Here is a 19,589-nt window from a genome sequence, read left to right as displayed (position 1 = left end):
CCCTTTTTGCGCTCGTCACGCAAGTCGGCAGCGGGTCCGGGCAACAGGGGGCAAATCCCGAACACCAGCCGACTGATGACAATTTAAGGCGCCGATCCTGTCGCTTCAATGAACGGACAGGCGCTTGGTCAGCAAATTCGACCGTTCCGCCTCCGAATCCCCGTTTATCGGCTGCCGGGGCGGCTGCGTGGGCGCGGATCGCGGTAGCGGAAGGCGTTATCGTTCACGGGTACGTTGAAGGCGATGTTGGATAGATCGACACGCGTGGTATTGCCCTGCGCATCGAGCACGCGCCAGCCTTTGAGCTCCAAGCCGCCGGGCGCGGTCCGGTCACGGTCGAAGAAGATGGTGATGACGCCGTATTCGGGATGCTTCCTGTCCTTCGCCTCCACGGTCAGCGCCTTCGGTGTCGAGGAGACGATTCGAGCGTAGCGCGAAAGGTCGGCATTCGCGTCGAGCAGAACCGAAAGCGGCGTCTGCTTGATCGGATAGCGCGAAACCTGAGACACCTGATAATCGATCATGGTGAGGTTACGCCCGTCCGCGACCACGAGCAGCGGCACGTCTTTTTGATACTGGAAGCGCACCTTCCCCGGCCGCGCGAGCGTGAGTTTGCCGGTCGCCACCGCGCCGCTCTCGGCGGTCTGCCGGAAATCCGCCGTCATCGTCCGCGTCGCGGCGAGGTGCGCGCTCACCTCGGGGATCGAGGCGGCGGCAGGCGCGGAAAGGCCGAAGGTCACGGCAAGGGCAAAGAGGGCTTTTTTCATCTCGGGTCCTGATAGCGCCGACGCGGAGGTGCGGCAAATCCGGGCGCATGGTGCCGCACTGTGCTTGAACCAGCGTTGAACCGCCGTCAGATTCGGTTGCCGTCCGGGTCGATCAGCACCTCGCGCCGCCCCACATGGTCGGGCGTGCCGACGTAGCCGTCCTTCTCCATGCGTTCGATGAGGCGCGCCGCGTTGTTGTAACCGACGCGTAGCTGCCGCTGGAGATAGGACGTCGACGCCTTCTGGCTTTCGGCGACCACCTGGATGGCGCGGCGGTAGAGGCCGGCCTCCGCGTCGTCCTCGTCGATAGGGAGACCGAACTGACCATCCGAGCCCTCGGGCTCCTCCGTGACGGCGGCGATATATTCGGGGGCGCCCTGCTCGCGCCAGTGGATGGCGACGCGCTCGACCTCCTCGTCGGACACGAACGGGCCATGAACGCGCGAGATCTGCTTGCCGCCGGGCATGTAGAGCATGTCGCCCTTGCCGAGCAGCTGCTCGGCACCCTGCTCGCCGAGGATGGTGCGCGAATCGATCTTGGAGGTGACCGAGAAGCTGATGCGCGTCGGCAGGTTCGCCTTGATGACGCCGGTGATGACGTCAACCGAAGGCCGCTGCGTTGCCATGATCAGGTGGATGCCCGCCGCGCGCGCCTTCTGCGCGAGCCGCTGGATCAGGAACTCCACCTCCTTGCCGGCGGTCATCATCAGGTCGGCGAGCTCGTCGACGACGACGACGATCAGCGGCAGCGTATCGAACTCCAGCGTCTCGGTCTCGTAGATCGGCTGTCCAGTTTCGCTGTCGTAGCCGGTGTGCACGCGCCGCACGAACGGCTCGCCCTTCGCCCGCGCTTCCTTCACTCGCGCGTTGAAGCCGGAAAGCGAGCGGACGTTGACCGACGCCATCATCCGGTAGCGGTCTTCCATCTGCTCGACGGCCCATTTCAGTGCGCGAATCGCCTTCGGCGGCTCAGTGACGACGGGCGAAAGCAGATGCGGGATGCCGTCGTAGACAGAAAGCTCCAGCATCTTCGGGTCGATCATGATCATTTTGCACTCGCGCGGGCTGAGCCGGTAGAGCAGCGAGAGGATCATGGCGTTGAGGCCCACGGACTTGCCCGATCCGGTGGTGCCCGCGATGAGGAGGTGCGGCATCGGCGCGAGGTCGGCAACGACGGGATCGCCCGCGATGTCCTTGCCGAGCACGATTGGGAGCGCCGCGGTCTGCGTCTCGAACGCGTCCGAAGAGAGCATTTCCGAAAGCGACACGGTTTCGCGCTTCACGTTCGGCAGTTCGATGCCAATGACATTGCGGCCGGGCACAACGGCGATGCGTGCCGAAAGCGCGGACATTGAACGCGCGATATCGTCGGCAAGCCCGATCACGCGGCTCGCCTTGATGCCCGCGGCGGGCTCCAGCTCATACATGGTGACGACCGGGCCGGGGCGCACCTCCACGATCTCGCCCTTCACGCCGAAGTCGTCGAGCACCGATTCAAGGAGGCGCGCGTTCTGTTCGAGGCTCGCTGCATCGATCTTGCGCGCGGCGGGCTTCGGCGGCGGCGAAAGCAGCGACAGCGGCGGTAGCTGGTAGGAATCGCGCAGATCGAGCCGCGATTGTTTCTCGCGTGCCTCGCGTTTCGAAGGGGCGGCTTTCTTCTCGGGCGTGACGATGCGCTTGGTCGGTGCGGCGGCTGTTTCCGGTACGGTCTCGTCATCGCGCGACGCGGCGCGGCGTGGCTGCGCGCGGGGAACGGGGCGCGGCTGCGGCGCTTCGGCGCGCTCGCTGCTGCGTTCGGCAAGGCGTGTGCGGAGCGCGGCGATATCTTCGCGGCTGATACCGAGCGCGTAAAAGAAAAGCGCGCTCGCGCCGAGCCCCAACAGCACGCCGATGGGTGCCGTCACGGCGGCAGGGCTCATGTCCGGTGGGAGGAGACCCGCCAGGGCTTCGGGGATGCGGCCGAGCAGGAGCCCGGCGATGCCCCCGGCACCTGCTGGAAGATCGCCGAGGAGGTCGCGCCCCGGCAGCGCCAACGCGGCTGCGGCGAGCAGCACGGCGCCGAGCGTCGCGGCGAGCTGGCGGCGCCAGCCGTCGATGCCCCGCCGCTGAATCAGCCGCACACCGAAGAGCGCGACCACGGGCACGACAAGCAGGCTCGCAAGCCCCGCAAGTTGCAACAGCAAATCGGATACGTAGGCGCCGGTGTAGCCAAGCCAGTTCTGCGGTGCGGCGATCGTGGCGCGGTTGAAGGATGGGTCTGTGCTGTCGTAGCTGGCGAAGGCCAGCATCAATGCCAGCGCGATCATCACCAGCACGCCGCCGCCCGCCACGACGGCCGCGCGCTCCAGCGCCGCTACCCAGCTTTGCGGCATGATCGCCGTCGATTTGCTTGCTGCCCCGCGCGCCATGACCCTTCGTAGACCCCGTTCCAATGCAACGTCCGCGCGGAACATCCCACGAACATGCCTAAGATTGAGTCCGCAGCGCCCCGGGGTCAAGAAAAAGTCGGCCGGCGGTGAGGCCGGCCGACAGGAACGGTCCTGAAAAATCCAGGTTCCCGAGCGAGCAGAGACGCGAAATGCGTCTCGTCGGCGTCTCTTCAAAATCCGTGCCAAGCCCGGAATGGCCCAGCTTCGTGGATTCCTGAATATGAAATGCACAATAAATAGGCGCGTTAAAGTGCGCGCCTGAAAATTGGGCAGTTATCATGCTCTTTCGCGCTATACGATGTGCGGCTAGGGTTCGGCTATGCGGCATACCCACGATACGATCATCATCGGTGGCGGCCTCGTCGGCATGACGACGGCGCTTGCCCTCGCGGCCTCCGGCATCCGTTCCGCCGTCATCGACAGTGCCGATCTCGATGCGACCCTGGCGGCGGGCTTCGACGGCCGCGCCTCGGCGATCGCGAGCGCGACCTGGCGGATGCTTGCCGCGCTTGGCCTTGATACCGAACTCGCGCCGAAGGGCTGTCCGATCCGCGAAATACGCGTCACGGACGGCCTCTCGCCGCTTCACCTCCACTTCGACGGCGCCGGTGACGCGTCGGGCGAACCGCTCGGCTACATGTTCGAAAACCGTCACCTGCGCATGGCGCTGGTCGCGGCCGGTGCGGTCTCACCCCACATCGATATCCATGCGCCTGATGCGGCCGCTACGATAGAGCGCACCGAGGCGGGCGTCACCGTACGCCTCGGAAGCGGCGGCACGCTTACCGCGCCGCTCATAATCGCTGCAGACGGCCGCCGATCGAAAATCCGCGAGGATGCCGGCATCCGCATCGCGGCGTGGAGCTATCACCAGACCGCGATCGTCGGCATGATCGAGCACGAGGTGCCGCACAGCAATGTCGCGTTCGAGCTGTTCTACCCGGCCGGGCCGTTCGCGGTGCTGCCCATGCTGCCGGGCACGCGCTCGGCGATCGTGTGGACCGTGCGGGAGCGCGATGCTGCGGCTACGCTGGCGTTGCCGGAACGCGCCTTCATCGCCGAAATCGACAAGCGCATGGGCGGCTTCCTCGGGAAGGTGCGCCTCGCGGCGAAGCCCAGTTCCTTCCCTCTCGGCTTCCACCATGCCGAGCGCTACACAGACCGCCGCCTGATCCTTGTAGGCGACAGCGCGCACGGTATGCACCCCATCGCCGGCCAGGGGCTCAACCTCGGCCTCCGCGATTCCGCCGCGCTGGCGGATGTGCTGGCGGAAGCCGTGCGGCTCGGGCTTGATCTCGGCGGCCCGCAGGTGCTCGCGCGCTATCAGCGCTGGCGGGGTTTCGACAGCATGTCGGTCATGGGCGCGACTGATGTGCTCAACAAGCTGTTCGCGATTCCGGGCCGTCCCGCGGCGACGATTCGCCGCCTTGGCCTCGCCGGCGTCCACCGCCTGCCGCCGCTGAAGCGATTCTTCATGGCGGAGGCGCGCGGCGCGTCGGGCGATCTGCCGTCGCTGCTGCGCGGCGATCTGCCCTAACGCTCGTCCTCGCCGAGTTCGCGGGCTTCCTCGATCACCATCACCGGCACGCCGTCACGCACTGGATAGGCTAGGCCCGCGGCCTTGCTGACGAGCTCCCGCTTCTCACGGTCGTAGGTAAGGGGCGCCTTTGTGAGCGGGCAAACAAGGATCGCGAGCAGCCGCGGATCGACGTCGCGGCTCAATGCACCAGTCCCGATCCGTTTTCGCCGCCCGTCTGCGCGAGCGTCATCAGCGCACAGAGCGTAGCGGCCCGGATCGGCACGGTCTTCGCTTCCAGCAGCGCCTGCTTTTCCGCCACGTCGAACGGGCAGACGGCGGCCAGCGTATTCACCAGCGATTCGTCGTCCGCGCCCGAAACCGCTTCCCAGTCCGCCGACAGGTTTTGCGTATCGAGATAGGTGTGCAGCGTGGATTCAAGATCGGAACGCAGCACCGCCGCCATCGGCTGCGGTGCCTGGAAGTCCTCCACGAAATCGCGGTAGTCTGCGCGCACCTGACGATAGGGCGTTTCCACATCGAGCTCCTCGGCAACGCGAAACCGCGTGACGCCGGTCAGCACGATCAGCAGCCGGCCGTTCTCGGGATCGGTGAATTGCGTGATGCGGCCGAGCCCGCCGATTTCAAACAGGCTGCCGTCTTCCTTGGGCTGTATCATGCCGATCAACCGGTCGCCGCCCATCGCAGCCTTCACCATGGCGAGGTAGCGCGGCTCGAAGATGTTGAGCGGCAGCTGGCCGCGCGGCAGCACGACCGCGTTTTCCAGCGGAAACACCGGTATCACCTCCGGCAGCGAACTGACCCCGAAACTGCTCACGAGAACAGCAGCGCCGAAAGCTTGCGGCGGGCAGCGTTCACCCACGGGTCTTCAAGGCCGATCGCCTCAAACAGCTTCAAGAGTTGCGCGCGTGCGGCATTGTCGTTCCAGCCTGGTTCGCGGCGCATCACTTCGAACAGGTGCTCGGCCGCGGCGTCGCGGTCGCCATTCGCGGCAAGCGCGGCGGCAAGCTCCAGCCGTTTCGCGTGATCATCCGGGTTCGCGGTAAGCGCACTTTCCAGCGCGCCGAGCGCGCTGGCGGGAACGCGCTTCTTTGCCATCTCGATCGCGGCACGCACCTGCGCCAGCCCCGGCGCCTTGCTGTCGGCGGCAACGGCGCCGAGCGCAGCTTCGGCCTCGTCGATCCTGTCGAGTCCGGCAAGGGCGCGGGCAAGGCCGATCGCGTGCGCCTCCTCCTCCGGCTCCTCGGCACGCAGCGCGGTGTAAATCTGCTCGGCCTGCGCGAAGTCGCCGGCCTCCAGCGCGGCGGCCGCGGTCTCCACATAGGCGGTAAGCGACTTGTCATGGCCGTCCGCGGCATTGATCGGCAGCTGCGGCAGGATCTGGTCCAGGAAGGCGATAAGCTCGCGTTCGGTGCGGGCGGGTGTCAGGTCGGCGACCGGCTGGCCCTGGAAGAACGCATAGACCGTGGGGATGGATTGCACGCGGAACTGCGTCGCGATCATCTGGTTCTTGTCGACATCGATCTTCACCAGCTTCACGCCGCGCGCGGCATAGTCCGCCGTGACCTTTTCCAGAATGGGGGCAAGCTGTTTGCACGGCCCGCACCAGTCCGCATAGAAATCGAGGATGACGAGCGATGTCATCGAGGGTTCGATCACGTCGCGCTTGAAGGCCTCGATCGAAGCCCGCTCGGATTCGGGGGTGCTGAGAGTGGCCAAGATGCGTGCCCTTTTCGAAAGACAAAGGTGGGTTCCGGGCGTTCATATGGGAAGTGCGCGCGCGCCGTCCAACCCCAATCGCGAATCCGCTTGCGCTTTTCGCCGCGCTCATGCTAGCAGCCGCGACCTCTGGCGGAGGTAAGCCTCCGCGTACGTTCGAGCGGGCGTAGCTCAGGGGTAGAGCACAACCTTGCCAAGGTTGGGGTCGAGGGTTCGAATCCCTTCGCCCGCTCCAGTATTTTTCTCTGAAACCCGATTCTCTTCCGGTCTCTTGTGCGGCGCTCTCCCGTGCGCCCATGCACGCATACTCCCTGCAAATGCACGGCGACATATCGCTCCAATCGATTACTGTGACGATATAAATCGGATTGCCGAATAATTCGGGCGTCGTCACACTCGTGCGATCGAATGACCGTATTTCACAATGCCGGAGGATAGCGATGAACGAGATGACGAGCCCCAAGGGCAAATGCCCGGTGATGCACGGCAGCAATACGGTGATGTCGTCCAGTATGAACTGGTGGCCGGAGGCGCTCAATTTCGACATTCTCCACCAGCACGACGGCAAGACCAATCCGCTCGGCAAGGGCTTCAATTACCGCGAAAAGCTGAAGACGCTGGATGTAGCGGCGTTGAAGCAGGATCTGCACGCGCTGATGACCGACAGCCAGGATTGGTGGCCCGCCGATTGGGGCCACTACGGCGGCCTGATGATCCGCATGGCGTGGCACGCGGCGGGCAGCTATCGCATTGCGGACGGTCGCGGCGGCGGCGGCACGGGCAATCAGCGGTTCGCGCCGCTCAGCAGCTGGCCCGATAACGTCAGCCTAGACAAGGCGCGGCGCCTCCTGTGGCCGATCAAGAAGAAATACGGCAACGCCGTCAGCTGGGCCGATCTCATCATCCTCGCGGGCACCGTCGCTTATGAATCGATGGGTCTCAAAACCTTCGGCTTCGGCTTCGGGCGCGAAGACATCTGGCATCCCGAAAAGGACGTGTACTGGGGGTCCGAGAAGGAATGGCTTGCGCTGAGCGGCAGCGACGGCAGCCGCTATTCGGGCGACCGGGACCTGGAAAACCCGCTCGCCGCCGTGATGATGGGCCTCATCTACGTCAATCCCGAAGGCGTGGATGGACAGCCCGATCCCCTGCGCACGGCGCGCGACGTGCGCGAAACCTTTGCCCGCATGGCGATGAACGATGAAGAGACCGTCGCGCTCACCGCGGGCGGCCACACCGTCGGCAAGTGTCACGGCAATGGTGACGCGGGCAAGCTCGGGCCGGACCCGGAAAGCGCGGGCGTCGATCAGCAGGGCTTCGGCTGGGCCAATCCGGGGGGCACGGGCGTGGGCCGCGATGCGATCACCAGCGGCATCGAAGGCGCGTGGACGACGCACCCCACGGTGTTCGACAACGGCTATTTCGAAATGCTTCTGAACCACGATTGGGAGCTGCGGAAAAGCCCCGCGGGCGCCTGGCAGTGGGAGCCGGTGAGCATTCGGGAAGAGGACAGGCCGCTCGACGTCGAAGACCCGTCGATCCGCCACAACCCGATCATGACCGACGCCGACATGGCGATGAAGATGGACCCCGCCTACCGTGAAATTTCGGAGCGGTTCCATCGCGACCCTGCCTATTTCCGGGATGTGTTCGCGCGCGCCTGGTTCAAGCTCACGCACCGGGACATGGGGCCGAAGGCGCGTTATTTCGGGCCGGACGTGCCGACGGAAGACCTGATCTGGCAGGATCCCGTTCCGGCGGGCAGCACATCGTGGAACGTCGACGCCGTCAAGGCGAAGATCGCGGCGAGCGGACTTTCGATCAGCGATATGGTGACGACGGCGTGGGACAGTGCGCGCACCTTCCGCGGATCGGACATGCGCGGCGGCGCCAACGGCGCGCGCATCCGCCTCGCGCCGCAGAAGGACTGGAAAGGCAACGAACCTGCCCGCCTAGCGCGCGTGCTCTCGGTGCTCGAACCGATCGCGGCGGAAAGCGGCGCGAGCGTCGCGGACGTCATCGTCCTTGCCGGCAACGTCGGCATTGCGCAGGCGGCAAAGGCCGCAGGCTACGACGTGGAGGTGCCGTTCACCCCCGGCCGCGGCGATGCGACCGACGCGATGACCGATGCGGATAGCTTCGCGCCGCTCGAGCCCATCCACGATGGGTATCGCAACTGGCTGAAGCAGGACTATGCCGTGAAGCCTGCCGAGCTGATGCTGGATCGCACGCAGTTCATGGGTCTCACCGCGCCGGAAATGACCGTGCTCGTCGGCGGTATGCGCGTGCTCGGCGCCAACCACGGCGGCACCAGCCACGGTGTCTTCACTGGCCGGGTCGGCGCGCTGACGAACGACTTCTTCGTCAACCTCTGCGACATGGCCAACACATGGGTGCCCGCCGGGAACGGTATTTTCGAAATCCGCGATCGCAAGACGGGCGCGGCGAAGTGGACCGCGACCGAGCTCGATCTCACCTTCGGCTCCAATTCGATCTTGCGCGCCTATGCGGAAGTCTATGCGCAGGATGATAGCGCGGAGACGTTCGTGAAGGATTTCGTCGCCGCATGGACGAAGGTGATGAACGCGGATCGTTTCTGATCGCCGCGATCAGTGCACTGGCGACGGCAAGGCCGCAGGGTCTTGCCGTCGCCATTCTGCAATGTTTCCTGCATCTTGCCGTCACATAAAGGACGCCCGCGCGTAACGCCCGGTCCCTAATGCCTCGCCGCGAAGGGGCTGCATCGGGACTGCCCCGTACAAGGGGTATTTCATGTCGCACCGTATTCGCGCTCGTCGCAGCCGCCTCGCCGCTGCGCTTTTCGCCGTCACCTCGCTCGCCTCACCTGCTTTCGCTGGCACGCTCGTTGGCAGCGTCGTCGACGCTGGCGGCGTTCGTGGTCTTCAGGGTGCCGAGGTCGAGCTCGTCGAACTCGGCCGCCGCACGTCGGCGGGGCCGGACGGCAGCTTCCGGTTCGCGGATGTGCCCTCGGGCAGCTACACGCTTCGCGCCGCATATGCGGGCGCGGATGAAAGCCGCACGTCGGTCAGCATCACCGAAGACGGCACCACGCGCACCGATATTGCGCTCAGTGCAGGCGACGACAGCCTCATCCTCGTCATTGGCCAGCAGGCGAACCTCGGCAGCGCGATCTCCCGGCAGCGCGCGGCGGATGGCGTCTCCTCCGTGCTCACGCGCGACGCGGTCGGCCAGTTCCCCGATCAGAACGTGGCGGAATCGCTGCGTCGCCTTCCCGGCGTCAACATTCTCAACGATCAGGGAGAGGGGCGCTTCGTCTCGATCCGCGGCCTCGATCCCGAGCTGAATTCGTCGTCGCTGAACGGCGTCCGTCTCCCTGCGCCGGAATCGGACGTGCGCTCGGTCGCGCTTGATGTGATCTCCAGCGATCTCATCGAATCGATCGAGGTGAAAAAATCGCTGACGCCCGACATGGACGGCGACACGATCGGCGCGTCCATCGAGATCAACACGACGAGCGCGTTCGCGCGCAAGAAGGATCTGCTGAAGCTGAGCGCGGAGGGCAGTTACAACGATCTCACCGATCATCTCTCGCCCAAAGGCGCGGTCGATTTCTCGACCAAGCTCAGCGACAACATCGGCGTCGCAGGCGGCATCTCCTACTACAAGCGCAAGTTCGCGACCGACAACATGGAGATGGACGGCTGGGACGAAAACGATGGCGTCGTCTATGCCGACACGGTCGAGTACCGCGATTATGATGTGGAGCGCGAACGCATTTCGGCCTCGCTCTCGTTCGATTTCAAGGCGGGCGAGAGCACCACGCTTTATGTCCGCGGTCTCTACAGCCAGTTCGACGATCAGGAATATCGCCGCCGTCTCACCTTCGAGATGGACGAGGCCCCCTCGGAGAGCACGGACACCACCGCGACGTTCCTCTCCGACGGTGGCGAGATCAGCGTGCAGCGCGATCTGAAGGATCGCTTTGAATCGCAGAAGATCCGCTCGCTGACGATGGGCGGCGAAACCGATACGGGCCCGTGGAAGCTCGTCTATTCAGCGAGCTGGGCGAAATCGAGCGAGCGTGAGAATGGCTCGATCGACCCGGTGAAATTCGAGCGCAAGTTCGAAGATGCAGGCGAATTCGGCGTCAAGTTCGATTACAGCAAGCCGAAGTTCACCGGCTACACGATCACGGCTGGAAACGATCTCTTCCTCGACCCGTCCGAATATGAATTCGACAAGGTGGAGATTACCACGCTCAGCGATGCGCAGGACGAGGAATACGCCCTGAAGGCGGATGTCTCGCGTGTGTTCGCGCTTGGCACCGGCGAGTTCACCGTGCAGGGCGGCGTGAAGTCGCGCTGGCGCGAGAAATTCTACAACGGCACGTTCGAGGTTTACGACGGCTTCGACGGCGACAGCGATCTGACGCTTGCCGATGTGCTCGGCAAGCAGGATTACGGCCTCGCCCTTATCGAGCCGATGCCGGGGGAAAAATCGTTCCGGAAATTCTTGAGCACCAATCGCGACGCCTTCGAACTCGATCCGTTCGACACAGACCAGATGTCGGCCGAATCCGACTACAGCGTCGATGAGGATATCCTCGCGGCCTACCTGCTCGGCCGCTGGGACAGCAGCACGGTTCGCATCATCGGCGGCGTGCGCATGGAGCGCACGAAGAACCGCATGACCGGTAATGTGGTCACGCTCGTCGAGGAAGGCGGCGAATTCGGCGGCGAGCCGGTTGAGGACGACACCGTCTTCGTCACGCCGCAGAGTTTCAGCCGCAGCTACACCGATTGGCTGCCGAGCCTCACAGTCCGCTACGAACCTGCTGCGAACCTCGTGCTACGCGCCGCAGGCTACAAGAACCTCATGCGTCCGAAGCTGTCGAGCCTCGCGCCCCGCGCGGTCATCGAGGATAACGAGGGCGAATTCGGCAATCCCGATCTGAAGCCCTACCGGGCATGGAACGCCGATCTCTCGGTCGAATATTATTTCGGCCGCAACGCCGCCGTGTCGGCGGGCGTCTTCTACAAGGACGTGAAGAACTATATCATCGAATACACCGTGGATGGCGGCGACACGGGCATCCCCTACAACGGCCAGCTGCTCGACGAGGCGAAGACCTGGATCAATGGTGACACGGCCAAGATTCGCGGCTTTGAATTCAGCTACAGTCAGGCATTCGATTTCCTGCCTGCACCGTTCGATGGCCTGCTTGCACAGTTTAACTACACCTACACGGACGCCAAGGGCCGGGTGGCGACGGACGGCGATCTGGGCGATCTGCGCCGCGTCGGCCTGCCCTCGGCGGCGAAGCACACGTTCAATGCCGTGCTTGGTTACGAGAAGGGCCCGCTCAGCCTCCGCGTTGCGGGCGCGTATCGCAGCAAGTATCTTGATGAGCTGAACGACGAGGCCGATCAGGATCGCTACGTCGCCAGCCACTTCCAGATCGATCTCAGCGCCAAGTACAAGGTCACCGAAAACGTCCAGCTGTTCGGCGAATGGGTGAACGTCACCGACGAGCCTTATTTCGCCTACCAGAACTTCGGCGGTTCGCGGCGTCTTCTACAGTACGAGGAATATAGCTGGACCGCGAAGTTCGGCGTGAAGGCAACCTTCTGATGAAGCACGTGCGCGGCAGTGCCGCGCACGCCGTCAGCGATCCGTCAGTCAGGCCTCGATAAGGGAAGCGCCATGCTGCGAACGTTCCTCCTCTCGCTGTTGCTCACGGTGGGCACGCCCGCCTTCGCCGAAACGAAGGTCGCAATCCCCCGCTCGCCGGGCTTGCCCTATGCGGCGAAGTCGCTTCCGGACCGTATCGTGCTGACGCCGGGCGCCGATCCTTCGCGCGAGATGGCGGTCGCGTTCCGCACCGATACGGCGCAGGCCACGACGGAGGCGGAGATCGCGCCCGCGATCGACGGCCCCAGCCTCTCCGCGCGTGCGGTCCGTGTCGTCGGCACGAGTTCAGCCATTGAGAACGAAAACGGCAAGGCGCTTTATCATCAGGTGCGCTTCACCGGGCTCGAACCGGGCCGCGCCTACGTCTACCGCGTGAAGGGCAGCGCGGGCTGGAGCGAGTGGCTGCAGTTTCGCACCGCGAGCGCGGAGGCGCGGCCGTTTCGCTTCCTCTATTTCGGCGACACGCAGAACAATATCCTCAGCATCGCCTCACGCGTTATCCGCGAGGCGTTTTATGCCACCGCGAGCCCGGCGCTCGTCGTTCACGCAGGCGACCTCGTGGCGCAGCGCGACAATCTCGCGCACGACGACGAGTGGGGAGAGTGGACGCAGGCGGGCAGCTATAACTACAGCATCGTCCCGCAGCTCCCGGCGACCGGCAATCACGAATATGTCGACAACGAACTGCCGGACGGTACCGAGCAATACGTGCTCGGGCCGCATTGGCCGCGCCAGTTCGCGCTCCCCGGCAACGGCGCCGATGCCGCGAAGGCGACGACGTACTTCGTCGATTATCAGGGCGTGCGCTTCATCATCCTCGATGGCACCGCCGCGCTCAATCTCGGCGCGCTCGAAAGCCAGACGCGCTGGCTCGATAGCACGCTCGCGGCGAGCAAGGCGCGTTGGAACGTCGTGCTGTTCCACCAGCCGATTTTCACCTGCGCGCGGCCGAACGACACCGCGAAATTGAAGGCGGCGTGGAAGCCGGTGTTCGAAGCGCGGAAGGTCGATCTCGTCCTGCAGGGCCACGATCACTGCTACAGCCGTCTCACCGCCGAAGCCGGCAAGACCGCGTCGGCGAAGGCGCGCGCGGACGGCAAGGTGCAGGGGCCGGTCTATCTAGTGTCGGTTACCGGCTCCAAGATGTACGGCCTTAACGACCGAGCGGGCACGCAGCCCGATCGCGTCGCCGAGGATACCGAACTCTTTCAGGTCGTCGACGTCGCTGCGAACAAACTCCAGTTCCGCACCTTCACCGCTTCGGGCCGCCTCTACGACGGCTTCGATCTCATCCGCCATGCGGACGGCAACCGCCTCGTCGAAATCGCCGAAGCCGCTGGCCCCGTGCGCCGCTGCGCGGGACAGGCAGGGCCGGACGGCGTACCGTGCACGGCAGATCCCAAGGACTGATCGATGAAGACACTGACCGCGCTTTCCCTCGTCCTCCTCGCGGCGTGTGCCGCGCCGGAGATCGAACTGCCGCAGGGCACCGCCGCGCGCGGCGATCCCGCGAAGCCCGTTGCGGCGGCGGTCGAAACCGTCGTCACCACCGACGCCGCCGTCGATGCCGACGATCCCGCGCTCTGGGCCGATCCGCGCGATACATCGCGCGCCGTGCTGTTCGGCACCGACAAGACCGACGGGCTTTATGTCCACGACATGGACGGCAAGGTCCGTCAGTTCCTGCCCGATGGCCCGCTCAACAACGTCGATCTGCGTACCGGCTTCACCGTGAACGGCAAGGAATACGTCCTCGTCACCGCGACCGAGCGGAAAAACTTCACCGTTATCGCCTATCTCTTCGATCCCGATACGCTCGAAACGCGCCGCTACGGCGTGCTGCCGCTCGGTATGGGCGAGCCCTACGGCTATTGCATGGGCAGGCTCGGCGGCGATTTCTACTTGATCCCGAACAACAAGGCCGGCGAGGTCCGCGCGCTGCGCCTCGCGAATGGCGCGCCGCTCGAAACGGCGACGCTCGCCTACAGCTTCAAGGTCGGCAGTCAGCCCGAAGGTTGCGTCGTCGATGATGAGGCCGGCCGGCTTTATCTCGGCGAGGAAGACGTCGCGATCTGGCGCTTTGACCTGAAACCCGGCGCGCCCGCCGATGGCATCAAGGTCGCCGCCGTGGACGGTGAACGCCTCACCGCTGATGTCGAGGGCATGTCGATCCTCCGGGATCGCGGCGCGAAATATCTGATCGCCTCCAGCCAGGGCGACGCCACCTATCCCGTCTGGCAGATCGACGGCGACAGCTACGCCTACAAGGGCCGCTTCGCCGTGGAAGGCGGCACGATCGACAACGTGACGGGCACGGATGGCCTCGACGCATGGAGCGGCCCCATCGGCCCCTTCCCCGAAGGCGCGATCGCGATGCACGACACCGACGACGGCGGCGAGCAGCAGAACTTCAAGGTCGTCGACTGGCGCGCGGTGCGTCGCGCACTGTCGCTGCCCTGAAAGCAACCGTTCGCCGCAGGGCTGCGCGCGCCTGTCGCGTGACCCCTTGCATCCATTCCGCTTGCGGTGCGTTCGCGGCAACGCAATGAAAACACGGATGAACCTTGATCGCGCCCGTTGGTCGCGCCGGGATGCGCTCGCCGGCCTCGCCGCGCTCGGCTTCCTGCCTGCGCTGCCTGCGCTCGCTGCGCCGCGGCTGGGCCGGGCCGAAGCTTTCTCGTGGGAGGGGCTGAAGCAGCAGGCGATGGCGCTGTCGGAGCGCCCGTTCGTGCCGCTGCGCCGCGTCGAGGCCGCCGCCGCCGTCGACTACGACGCGCTGAACGCTATCCGCTACCGGGATTCCGCCGCGCTCTGGCCGGACCGGCCGGGCCAGTCGGTGCGCCTGTTCCCGCTCGGCAAATATGCCCGCGAGCCTGTCGCGATCCATCTCGTGGAAAGCGGGCGCGCCCGGTCGCTCTCCTATTCGCCCGACCTCTATGACATGCCTGCGGATAGTCCGGCCCGCGCACTCACCGCGGAGAACGGCGGTTTCGCGGGTTTCCGCGTCATGAACCCCGGCAATGTCGGCGATTGGCTCGCCTTTCAGGGTGCCTCCTATTTCCGCACGGCCGGGCCGCTTCACCAATACGGTCTTTCCGCGCGCGGCCTCGCCATCGACACGGGGCTTTCGACGCCCGAGGAGTTCCCCGTGTTCCGCGCGTTTTGGCTGGAACCGGGCGAGGATGCCTTCACCGTCTATGCCCTCCTCGATGGTCCGCGCGTGGCGGGTGCCTACCGTTTCGTGAACCGCGTGATCGAAAACGAGATCATGCAGGAGGTGACGCTCTCCGTTCGCCTGCGCGCCGACGTCGAACGCCTCGGCTTCGCGCCGATGACCAGCATGTATTGGTACGGCGAAACCGAGCCCGGCCCGCGCCGCGACTGGCGGCCGGAAATCCATGATTCCGACGGGCTTCTCATTGCGAACGGCGCGGGCGAACGGCTCTGGCGTCCGCTCGTCAATCCGCCGCGCACCGCGCTCAATGCCTTCCTCGACAAGAATCCGCGTGGCTTCGGCCTGATGCAGCGCGACCGGAATTACGACAATTACGAGGATGACGGCGTCTTCTATCACAAGCGCCCGTCACTCTGGGCAGAGCCGATCGGCGACTGGGGCGAAGGCACGGTCGATCTCGTCGAGATTCCCACGCGCGGGGAAACGGACGACAATATCGCCGCCTTCTGGCAGCCGAAGGCCCCGGCGCGCGCAGGTATGCGCTACGATCTCACCTATCGCCTCCGCTGGCTCGGCGGCGAGCCCGATACCTCGCCGCTGGCGCGCGTCATCGGCACGTATCGTGGTCTAGGCGGCAGGCCGGGCCATTCGGCACAGGAAGATGTCCTCAAGCTCGTCGTCGATTTCGAAGGCGAAGGCCTGGAAGGCCGCGCCCGCGACGAGGTGACGGCGCAAGTCGACACAAACGGCGAAATCCTGATGCAGGCGGCCTATCCGGTTGTGGAACGATCGAATCGCTGGCGGCTGATGATCGATGTCGCGCCTCGAATGGGTGTGGTAACGGACCTGCGCGGTGCGCTCGTCTGCTGCGGTGCACAACTCACCGAAACGTGGCTGTATCAAGTACCTACGATCGGGAACGGGTGATCTCGGCGCGCATTACGGACGGGTCGGCCATGCTGCGTGAAGACGGCGAGCCGGGAACAGAACCAAGGTCGATATTGAAATTATGCGTCATGAAGTCCTGCTGGCTGAAGGCGTGTCGGGTGGTTACGACACGGTGTCCTTCGATACCTTGCACCGGCGCGCCGAAGGTTTGCCGCCGGAAGCGCCGCTTGCGATGCCGCTCCAGGATTGGAACGCGTGCGATACCCTGCCGCTGCGTTCCGAAACCGCGCCCCGCAACATTGCGGTCCGCCGTTTCCTGCTGATTGCGGGCGCGCTGCTGATCGCGATCACGGGCGGTTTCGAGATGCTGCACGCTGCTGCGCTCGGCGGCTTTGCGTTCGGAGAGCTGCTGATCGCTGCGTTGTTCGTGCTGCTCTTCGCGTGGATCGGCTTCGGCTTTCTCACTGCGTTTGCTGGCTTCGCTCGCTTGATCGTCGGCACGCGCGATTTCGATCTCGTGGCGGAAACCGCGTCCGAGGGGCGCACCGCCATTCTCGTTCCCGTCTACAATGAAGACGTCTTGGCCGTTTTCGCGCGCATCCGTGCGATGGCGCTGTCGCTTGCCCGTGAAGGCCGCGCGCGCGATTTCGATATCTTCGTGCTCAGCGACTCGGGCGTCGAGAACGGCCGCGCCGAATATGCGGCCTTCCTGTCGCTCCGCCCCGCGCTCGCGACGCGTCTTTTCTATCGCCGCCGCGAACAGAATATCGAGCGCAAGCCCGGCAACATCGCCGATTGGGTGCGCCGGTTCGGCGGCGCATACGATTACATGCTCGTGCTCGATGCCGACAGCCTTATGGACGGCCGCACGATGGCACGCATGGCGGCCACAATGGATGCCAATCCGGGCGTCGGCCTGATCCAAACGGTGCCCGACGTCATCAATGCCCGCACGCTCTTTGCGCGCTGGCAGCAGTTCTCGGGGCGTCTCTACGGCCCCGTCGCCACGGCGGGCATGATCTGGTGGTCGGGCAGCGAGGCGACCTTCTGGGGCCATAACGCCATTATTCGCACGCGCGCCTTTGCCGAAAGCTGCGGGCTCGCCGCGCTTCCCGGCGCCGCCCCGTTCGGCGGCGCGATCATGAGCCACGATATGGTCGAAGCGGGGCTGCTCCGTCGTCGCGGCTGGGCGGTGCACATGGTCGCCGCGCCCGGCAGCACCGAGGAGTTTCCGCCGAGCATCGTCGATTTTGCGAAGCGCGACCGGCGCTGGTGTCAGGGCAATCTCCAGCACCTTCGCATCCTTGGTAGCGCGGGCTTTCACTGGGTGAACCGGTTGCAGTTGCTGATGGGCGGCTCCGCCTATTTCACCTCGCCGCTGTGGCTGCTGCTCATCGTGGCGGGTGTCGTGCACCATGTCACGCAGGGCGCCGCTGCCGCACCTGCGCCGTGGCTGCTCGGCTTCACGCTCGCGTTGCTGTTCGGTCCGAAACTGCTCGGCCTCGTCTGGACACTCATCGATCGCCGTCGCCGCACCGCGCTCGGCGGCGTGCGGCGGATCGCGGCGAGCGTTGTGGTGGACGTACCGCTCTCGGCGCTTGTCGCGCCGCTGATGATGCTCACGCAGACTCTGAACCTTGCCGATATCCTGATGGGCCGCAGCAGCGGCTGGTCACCGCAGCGCCGCGAGACGGACGGCATCGCGCTTGCAGACGCGCTGCGCCACTATCGCCCGCACGTGCTGCTCGGCGGCGCCATGCTGGCGTTCGCCGCGGCCGGTCTGGGATCGTCGCTGTGGCTGCTCCCGGTTGCTGTCGGCCTCGTGCTCAGCCCGTTGATCGAAATGCTGACCGCACGGCAGTCTGCGCTTCCCGTGCTGTTCCGCGTGTCCGACAGGCCCGTGCTTGCGGCTGCGTCTACCGCGCCTGTTCCACTTCGCGCTCCGCCGTCGGCCTTGGCCGCGTAACCACGAAGATCGCCGAGGCGACCAACCCCGCCGCCGCAAGCACGCGCCACAGCGGCGATGGGTTCCCGGTCAGGTGGAAAACCGCATAGCCGAAGGCCATGCCCGTACACGCCGCGATCTTGGCGCGCGTGCCGATCGCGCCTTCGCGTCGCCATGCGATCACCGGCGGGCCCAGTTTCGGGTGCGCCAGGATTTTCGCCTCAAGCTGCTCTGAGGATCGCCCGAAGAAATAGGCCGCGATGATGATGAAGATCGTCGTGGGAAGTAGCGGCAGAAATGCCCCGATGATACCGAGCGCCAGCGAAACGAAACCGAGCGCAAGGTAAATGTGGCGAGTCATGCTCCGGTTATGGCCGTGCACGCCGCCTTCGTCGATACGCTATCGCCAATCATTCGCGCTCAGTTGAGCGTTTGAGATTGACGCGGCACGCATTTTTATGATTTAGCTGTTTCGCTAATAAACAAACGAGGTTTCGTGAACACGGTTTTCGACGCATTGGCGCATCCGATCCGCCGGCAGGTGCTGGAGATGCTGAAGGACGGCGGCAAGTCCGCCGGACAGCTTGCTGATGCGTTTCCCGTTTCGAAGCCCACGATGTCCGCGCATTTCGCGAAGCTGAAATCGGCAGGGCTGATTCAGGGTGAAAGCCGCGGCGGCAGCATCATCTACACGCTCAACCTGTCGGCGCTGGAGGAGGTCGTGATGGCTTTCATGGGCCGGGTCGGGGTGGGCGAAGCGGAGAAGGAAACAGCGGAATGCGCGAGCACGCACTGATCGTCATCTCGTGGGTCACCGTCGCGGTTCTTGCCGCGATCGCAACGCTGGCGCTCGCGCTCCTGCCCGAAGGCGCGCAGCTTCCCATGCACTGGAACCTCGCTGGAGAGGCGGACCGCCACGGCGATGCGGCGTTCGCGCTGTTCACGCCGGTGGTGATGTGTGCCGTGCTGTCGCTGGTCCTCGCCGTTCTACCGCGCCTCGAACCGTTGCAGAACCGCATGGAAGGCAGCGCAGCGCTTTATCGCGCGGCTTGGATCGGCCTCCTCGGCATGATGATCATGGTGGAGCTTCTGGTCGCCGCTCCCGCCTTCGGCTGGACCATACCGATCATGATGCCCCTGGTGGGCGTGGGCCTGTTGCTCATCTACGTGGGCAACGTCCTGCCGAAATCGCGTCCGGGCTTTTTCGTCGGCATCCGCACGCCGTGGGCGCTGCTCGATACGGACAACTGGATCGCTACGCACCGCCTTGGCGCGTGGACGACGATGGCGGGCGGTCTGGCGCTGCTTCTCGCCGGGCTGCTCCCACTCACCCCTGCCCAGCGCGGCGCGCTCGTCGTGGGTGCGCTGCTCGTCAGCACGCTTCCGCCCGTTTTCTATTCCTGGCTTCTCTGGCACCGCCGCCAGAAAATGTAAGGGGAGGCCGGCGCTTGCGTCC

16 protein-coding genes and 1 tRNA gene are annotated in these 19,589 nt (G+C 65.1%); 11 read left to right on the top strand and 6 right to left on the bottom strand.

The window, feature by feature from the left end; translation table 11 throughout:
• Nucleotides 1-164: 164 nt before the first annotated feature.
• Together AAC014_RS01465 and AAC014_RS01460 are read right to left on the bottom strand one after the other, a co-directional pair.
• A complete protein-coding gene (locus AAC014_RS01465; protein ID WP_339703286.1) occupies nucleotides 165-767 on the bottom strand; it encodes an outer membrane lipoprotein carrier protein LolA in 603 nt (200 codons plus the stop codon).
• A gap of 86 nt (nucleotides 768-853) precedes the next feature.
• Nucleotides 854-3,139, bottom strand: coding sequence for a DNA translocase FtsK 4TM domain-containing protein (locus tag AAC014_RS01460; protein WP_339703957.1), 2,286 nt, complete (start codon nucleotides 3,137-3,139; stop codon nucleotides 854-856).
• Nucleotides 3,140-3,515: 376 nt separating this feature from the next.
• Between AAC014_RS01460 and AAC014_RS01455 the strand changes: the two genes are divergently transcribed.
• The gene (locus AAC014_RS01455) at nucleotides 3,516-4,733 is read left to right on the top strand and encodes a UbiH/UbiF/VisC/COQ6 family ubiquinone biosynthesis hydroxylase (RefSeq protein WP_339703283.1); all 1,218 of its coding nucleotides are present in this window, start codon (nucleotides 3,516-3,518) and stop codon (nucleotides 4,731-4,733) included.
• On the opposite strand, the gene AAC014_RS01450 is transcribed toward AAC014_RS01455, so the two are convergent.
• From AAC014_RS01450 to AAC014_RS01440, 3 genes are read right to left on the bottom strand one after another with little or no spacing between them, the layout of a single operon-like run.
• Entirely contained in the window at nucleotides 4,730-4,918 is a 189-nt protein-coding gene (locus AAC014_RS01450; RefSeq protein WP_339703280.1) for a Trm112 family protein, read from the bottom strand. The two genes, AAC014_RS01455 and AAC014_RS01450, sit on opposite strands and share 4 nt — an antisense overlap.
• Entirely contained in the window at nucleotides 4,915-5,550 is a 636-nt protein-coding gene (locus AAC014_RS01445) for an LON peptidase substrate-binding domain-containing protein (RefSeq protein WP_339703277.1), read from the bottom strand. Before AAC014_RS01445 ends, AAC014_RS01450 begins: the two co-directional genes overlap by 4 nt.
• The gene (locus AAC014_RS01440) at nucleotides 5,547-6,452 is read right to left on the bottom strand and encodes a tetratricopeptide repeat protein (RefSeq protein ID WP_339703275.1); all 906 of its coding nucleotides are present in this window, start codon (nucleotides 6,450-6,452) and stop codon (nucleotides 5,547-5,549) included. Before AAC014_RS01440 ends, AAC014_RS01445 begins: the two co-directional genes overlap by 4 nt.
• 160 nt (nucleotides 6,453-6,612) lie before the next feature.
• Here AAC014_RS01440 and AAC014_RS01435 point away from each other — a divergent pair.
• From AAC014_RS01435 to mdoH, 8 genes are all read left to right on the top strand, one after another.
• A tRNA-Gly gene (locus AAC014_RS01435) sits at nucleotides 6,613-6,687 on the top strand.
• A gap of 214 nt (nucleotides 6,688-6,901) precedes the next feature.
• Nucleotides 6,902-9,052, top strand: a complete 2,151-nt coding sequence (gene katG, locus AAC014_RS01430) for a catalase/peroxidase HPI (protein ID WP_339703955.1) — start codon at nucleotides 6,902-6,904, stop codon at nucleotides 9,050-9,052.
• A complete protein-coding gene (locus AAC014_RS01425) occupies nucleotides 9,019-9,141 on the top strand; it encodes a hypothetical protein (RefSeq protein ID WP_339703272.1) in 123 nt (40 codons plus the stop codon). Before katG ends, AAC014_RS01425 begins: the two co-directional genes overlap by 34 nt.
• 83 nt (nucleotides 9,142-9,224) lie before the next feature.
• Nucleotides 9,225-12,065 (top strand): TonB-dependent receptor, encoded by a 2,841-nt coding sequence (locus AAC014_RS01420; RefSeq protein WP_339703270.1) that lies wholly within the window; start codon nucleotides 9,225-9,227, stop codon nucleotides 12,063-12,065.
• A gap of 72 nt (nucleotides 12,066-12,137) precedes the next feature.
• On the top strand, nucleotides 12,138-13,535 hold the full coding sequence (locus AAC014_RS01415) for a metallophosphoesterase family protein (RefSeq protein WP_339703267.1): 1,398 nt from the start codon (nucleotides 12,138-12,140) through the stop codon (nucleotides 13,533-13,535).
• A gap of 3 nt (nucleotides 13,536-13,538) precedes the next feature.
• Nucleotides 13,539-14,585 carry a phytase gene (locus tag AAC014_RS01410; protein ID WP_339703264.1) on the top strand — a complete coding sequence of 349 codons (1,047 nt, stop codon included), beginning with the start codon at nucleotides 13,539-13,541 and terminating at the stop codon, nucleotides 14,583-14,585.
• A gap of 97 nt (nucleotides 14,586-14,682) precedes the next feature.
• A complete protein-coding gene (locus tag AAC014_RS01405) occupies nucleotides 14,683-16,227 on the top strand; it encodes a glucan biosynthesis protein (protein WP_339703261.1) in 1,545 nt (514 codons plus the stop codon).
• Between the two features lie 82 nt (nucleotides 16,228-16,309).
• Nucleotides 16,310-18,154, top strand: coding sequence for a glucans biosynthesis glucosyltransferase MdoH (mdoH, locus tag AAC014_RS01400; RefSeq protein ID WP_339703258.1), 1,845 nt, complete (start codon nucleotides 16,310-16,312; stop codon nucleotides 18,152-18,154).
• On the opposite strand, the gene AAC014_RS01395 is transcribed toward mdoH, so the two are convergent.
• A complete protein-coding gene (locus AAC014_RS01395) occupies nucleotides 18,105-18,494 on the bottom strand; it encodes a YbaN family protein (RefSeq protein ID WP_339703255.1) in 390 nt (129 codons plus the stop codon). The two genes, mdoH and AAC014_RS01395, sit on opposite strands and share 50 nt — an antisense overlap.
• 135 nt (nucleotides 18,495-18,629) lie before the next feature.
• Here AAC014_RS01395 and AAC014_RS01390 point away from each other — a divergent pair, with 135 nt between their 5' ends.
• Both AAC014_RS01390 and AAC014_RS01385 read left to right on the top strand, forming a co-directional pair.
• A complete protein-coding gene (locus tag AAC014_RS01390) occupies nucleotides 18,630-18,929 on the top strand; it encodes a metalloregulator ArsR/SmtB family transcription factor (RefSeq protein WP_339703252.1) in 300 nt (99 codons plus the stop codon).
• Nucleotides 18,911-19,567, top strand: a complete 657-nt coding sequence (locus AAC014_RS01385) for an SdpI family protein (protein WP_339703249.1) — start codon at nucleotides 18,911-18,913, stop codon at nucleotides 19,565-19,567. The genes AAC014_RS01390 and AAC014_RS01385 overlap by 19 nt, the downstream gene beginning before the upstream one ends.
• Nucleotides 19,568-19,589: the final 22 nt, after the last annotated feature.

This window comes from uncultured Sphingosinicella sp. (assembly GCF_963974575.1).
GTDB lineage: Bacteria > Pseudomonadota > Alphaproteobacteria > Sphingomonadales > Sphingomonadaceae > Sphingosinicella.
Note: the sequence above shows the minus strand (reverse complement) of the source record. Positions and strands in the feature narration are given on the sequence as shown.

Excerpts from the sequence above, each read along its gene's own strand:
- AAC014_RS01465 (WP_339703286.1), bottom strand. The coding sequence starts at position 767 with ATGAAAAAAGCCCTCTTTGCCCTTGCCGTGACCTTCGGCCTTTCCGCG.
- AAC014_RS01460 (WP_339703957.1), bottom strand. The coding sequence starts at position 3,139 with ATGCCGCAAAGCTGGGTAGCGGCGCTGGAGCGCGCGGCCGTCGTGGCG.
- AAC014_RS01455 (WP_339703283.1), top strand. The coding sequence starts at position 3,516 with ATGCGGCATACCCACGATACGATCATCATCGGTGGCGGCCTCGTCGGC.
- katG (WP_339703955.1), top strand. The coding sequence starts at position 6,902 with ATGACGAGCCCCAAGGGCAAATGCCCGGTGATGCACGGCAGCAATACG.
- AAC014_RS01425 (WP_339703272.1), top strand. The coding sequence starts at position 9,019 with ATGGACGAAGGTGATGAACGCGGATCGTTTCTGATCGCCGCGATCAGT.
- AAC014_RS01420 (WP_339703270.1), top strand. The coding sequence starts at position 9,225 with ATGTCGCACCGTATTCGCGCTCGTCGCAGCCGCCTCGCCGCTGCGCTT.
- AAC014_RS01415 (WP_339703267.1), top strand. The coding sequence starts at position 12,138 with ATGCTGCGAACGTTCCTCCTCTCGCTGTTGCTCACGGTGGGCACGCCC.
- AAC014_RS01410 (WP_339703264.1), top strand. The coding sequence starts at position 13,539 with ATGAAGACACTGACCGCGCTTTCCCTCGTCCTCCTCGCGGCGTGTGCC.
- AAC014_RS01405 (WP_339703261.1), top strand. The coding sequence starts at position 14,683 with ATGAACCTTGATCGCGCCCGTTGGTCGCGCCGGGATGCGCTCGCCGGC.
- mdoH (WP_339703258.1), top strand. The coding sequence starts at position 16,310 with ATGCGTCATGAAGTCCTGCTGGCTGAAGGCGTGTCGGGTGGTTACGAC.
- AAC014_RS01395 (WP_339703255.1), bottom strand. The coding sequence starts at position 18,494 with ATGACTCGCCACATTTACCTTGCGCTCGGTTTCGTTTCGCTGGCGCTC.
- AAC014_RS01385 (WP_339703249.1), top strand. The coding sequence starts at position 18,911 with ATGCGCGAGCACGCACTGATCGTCATCTCGTGGGTCACCGTCGCGGTT.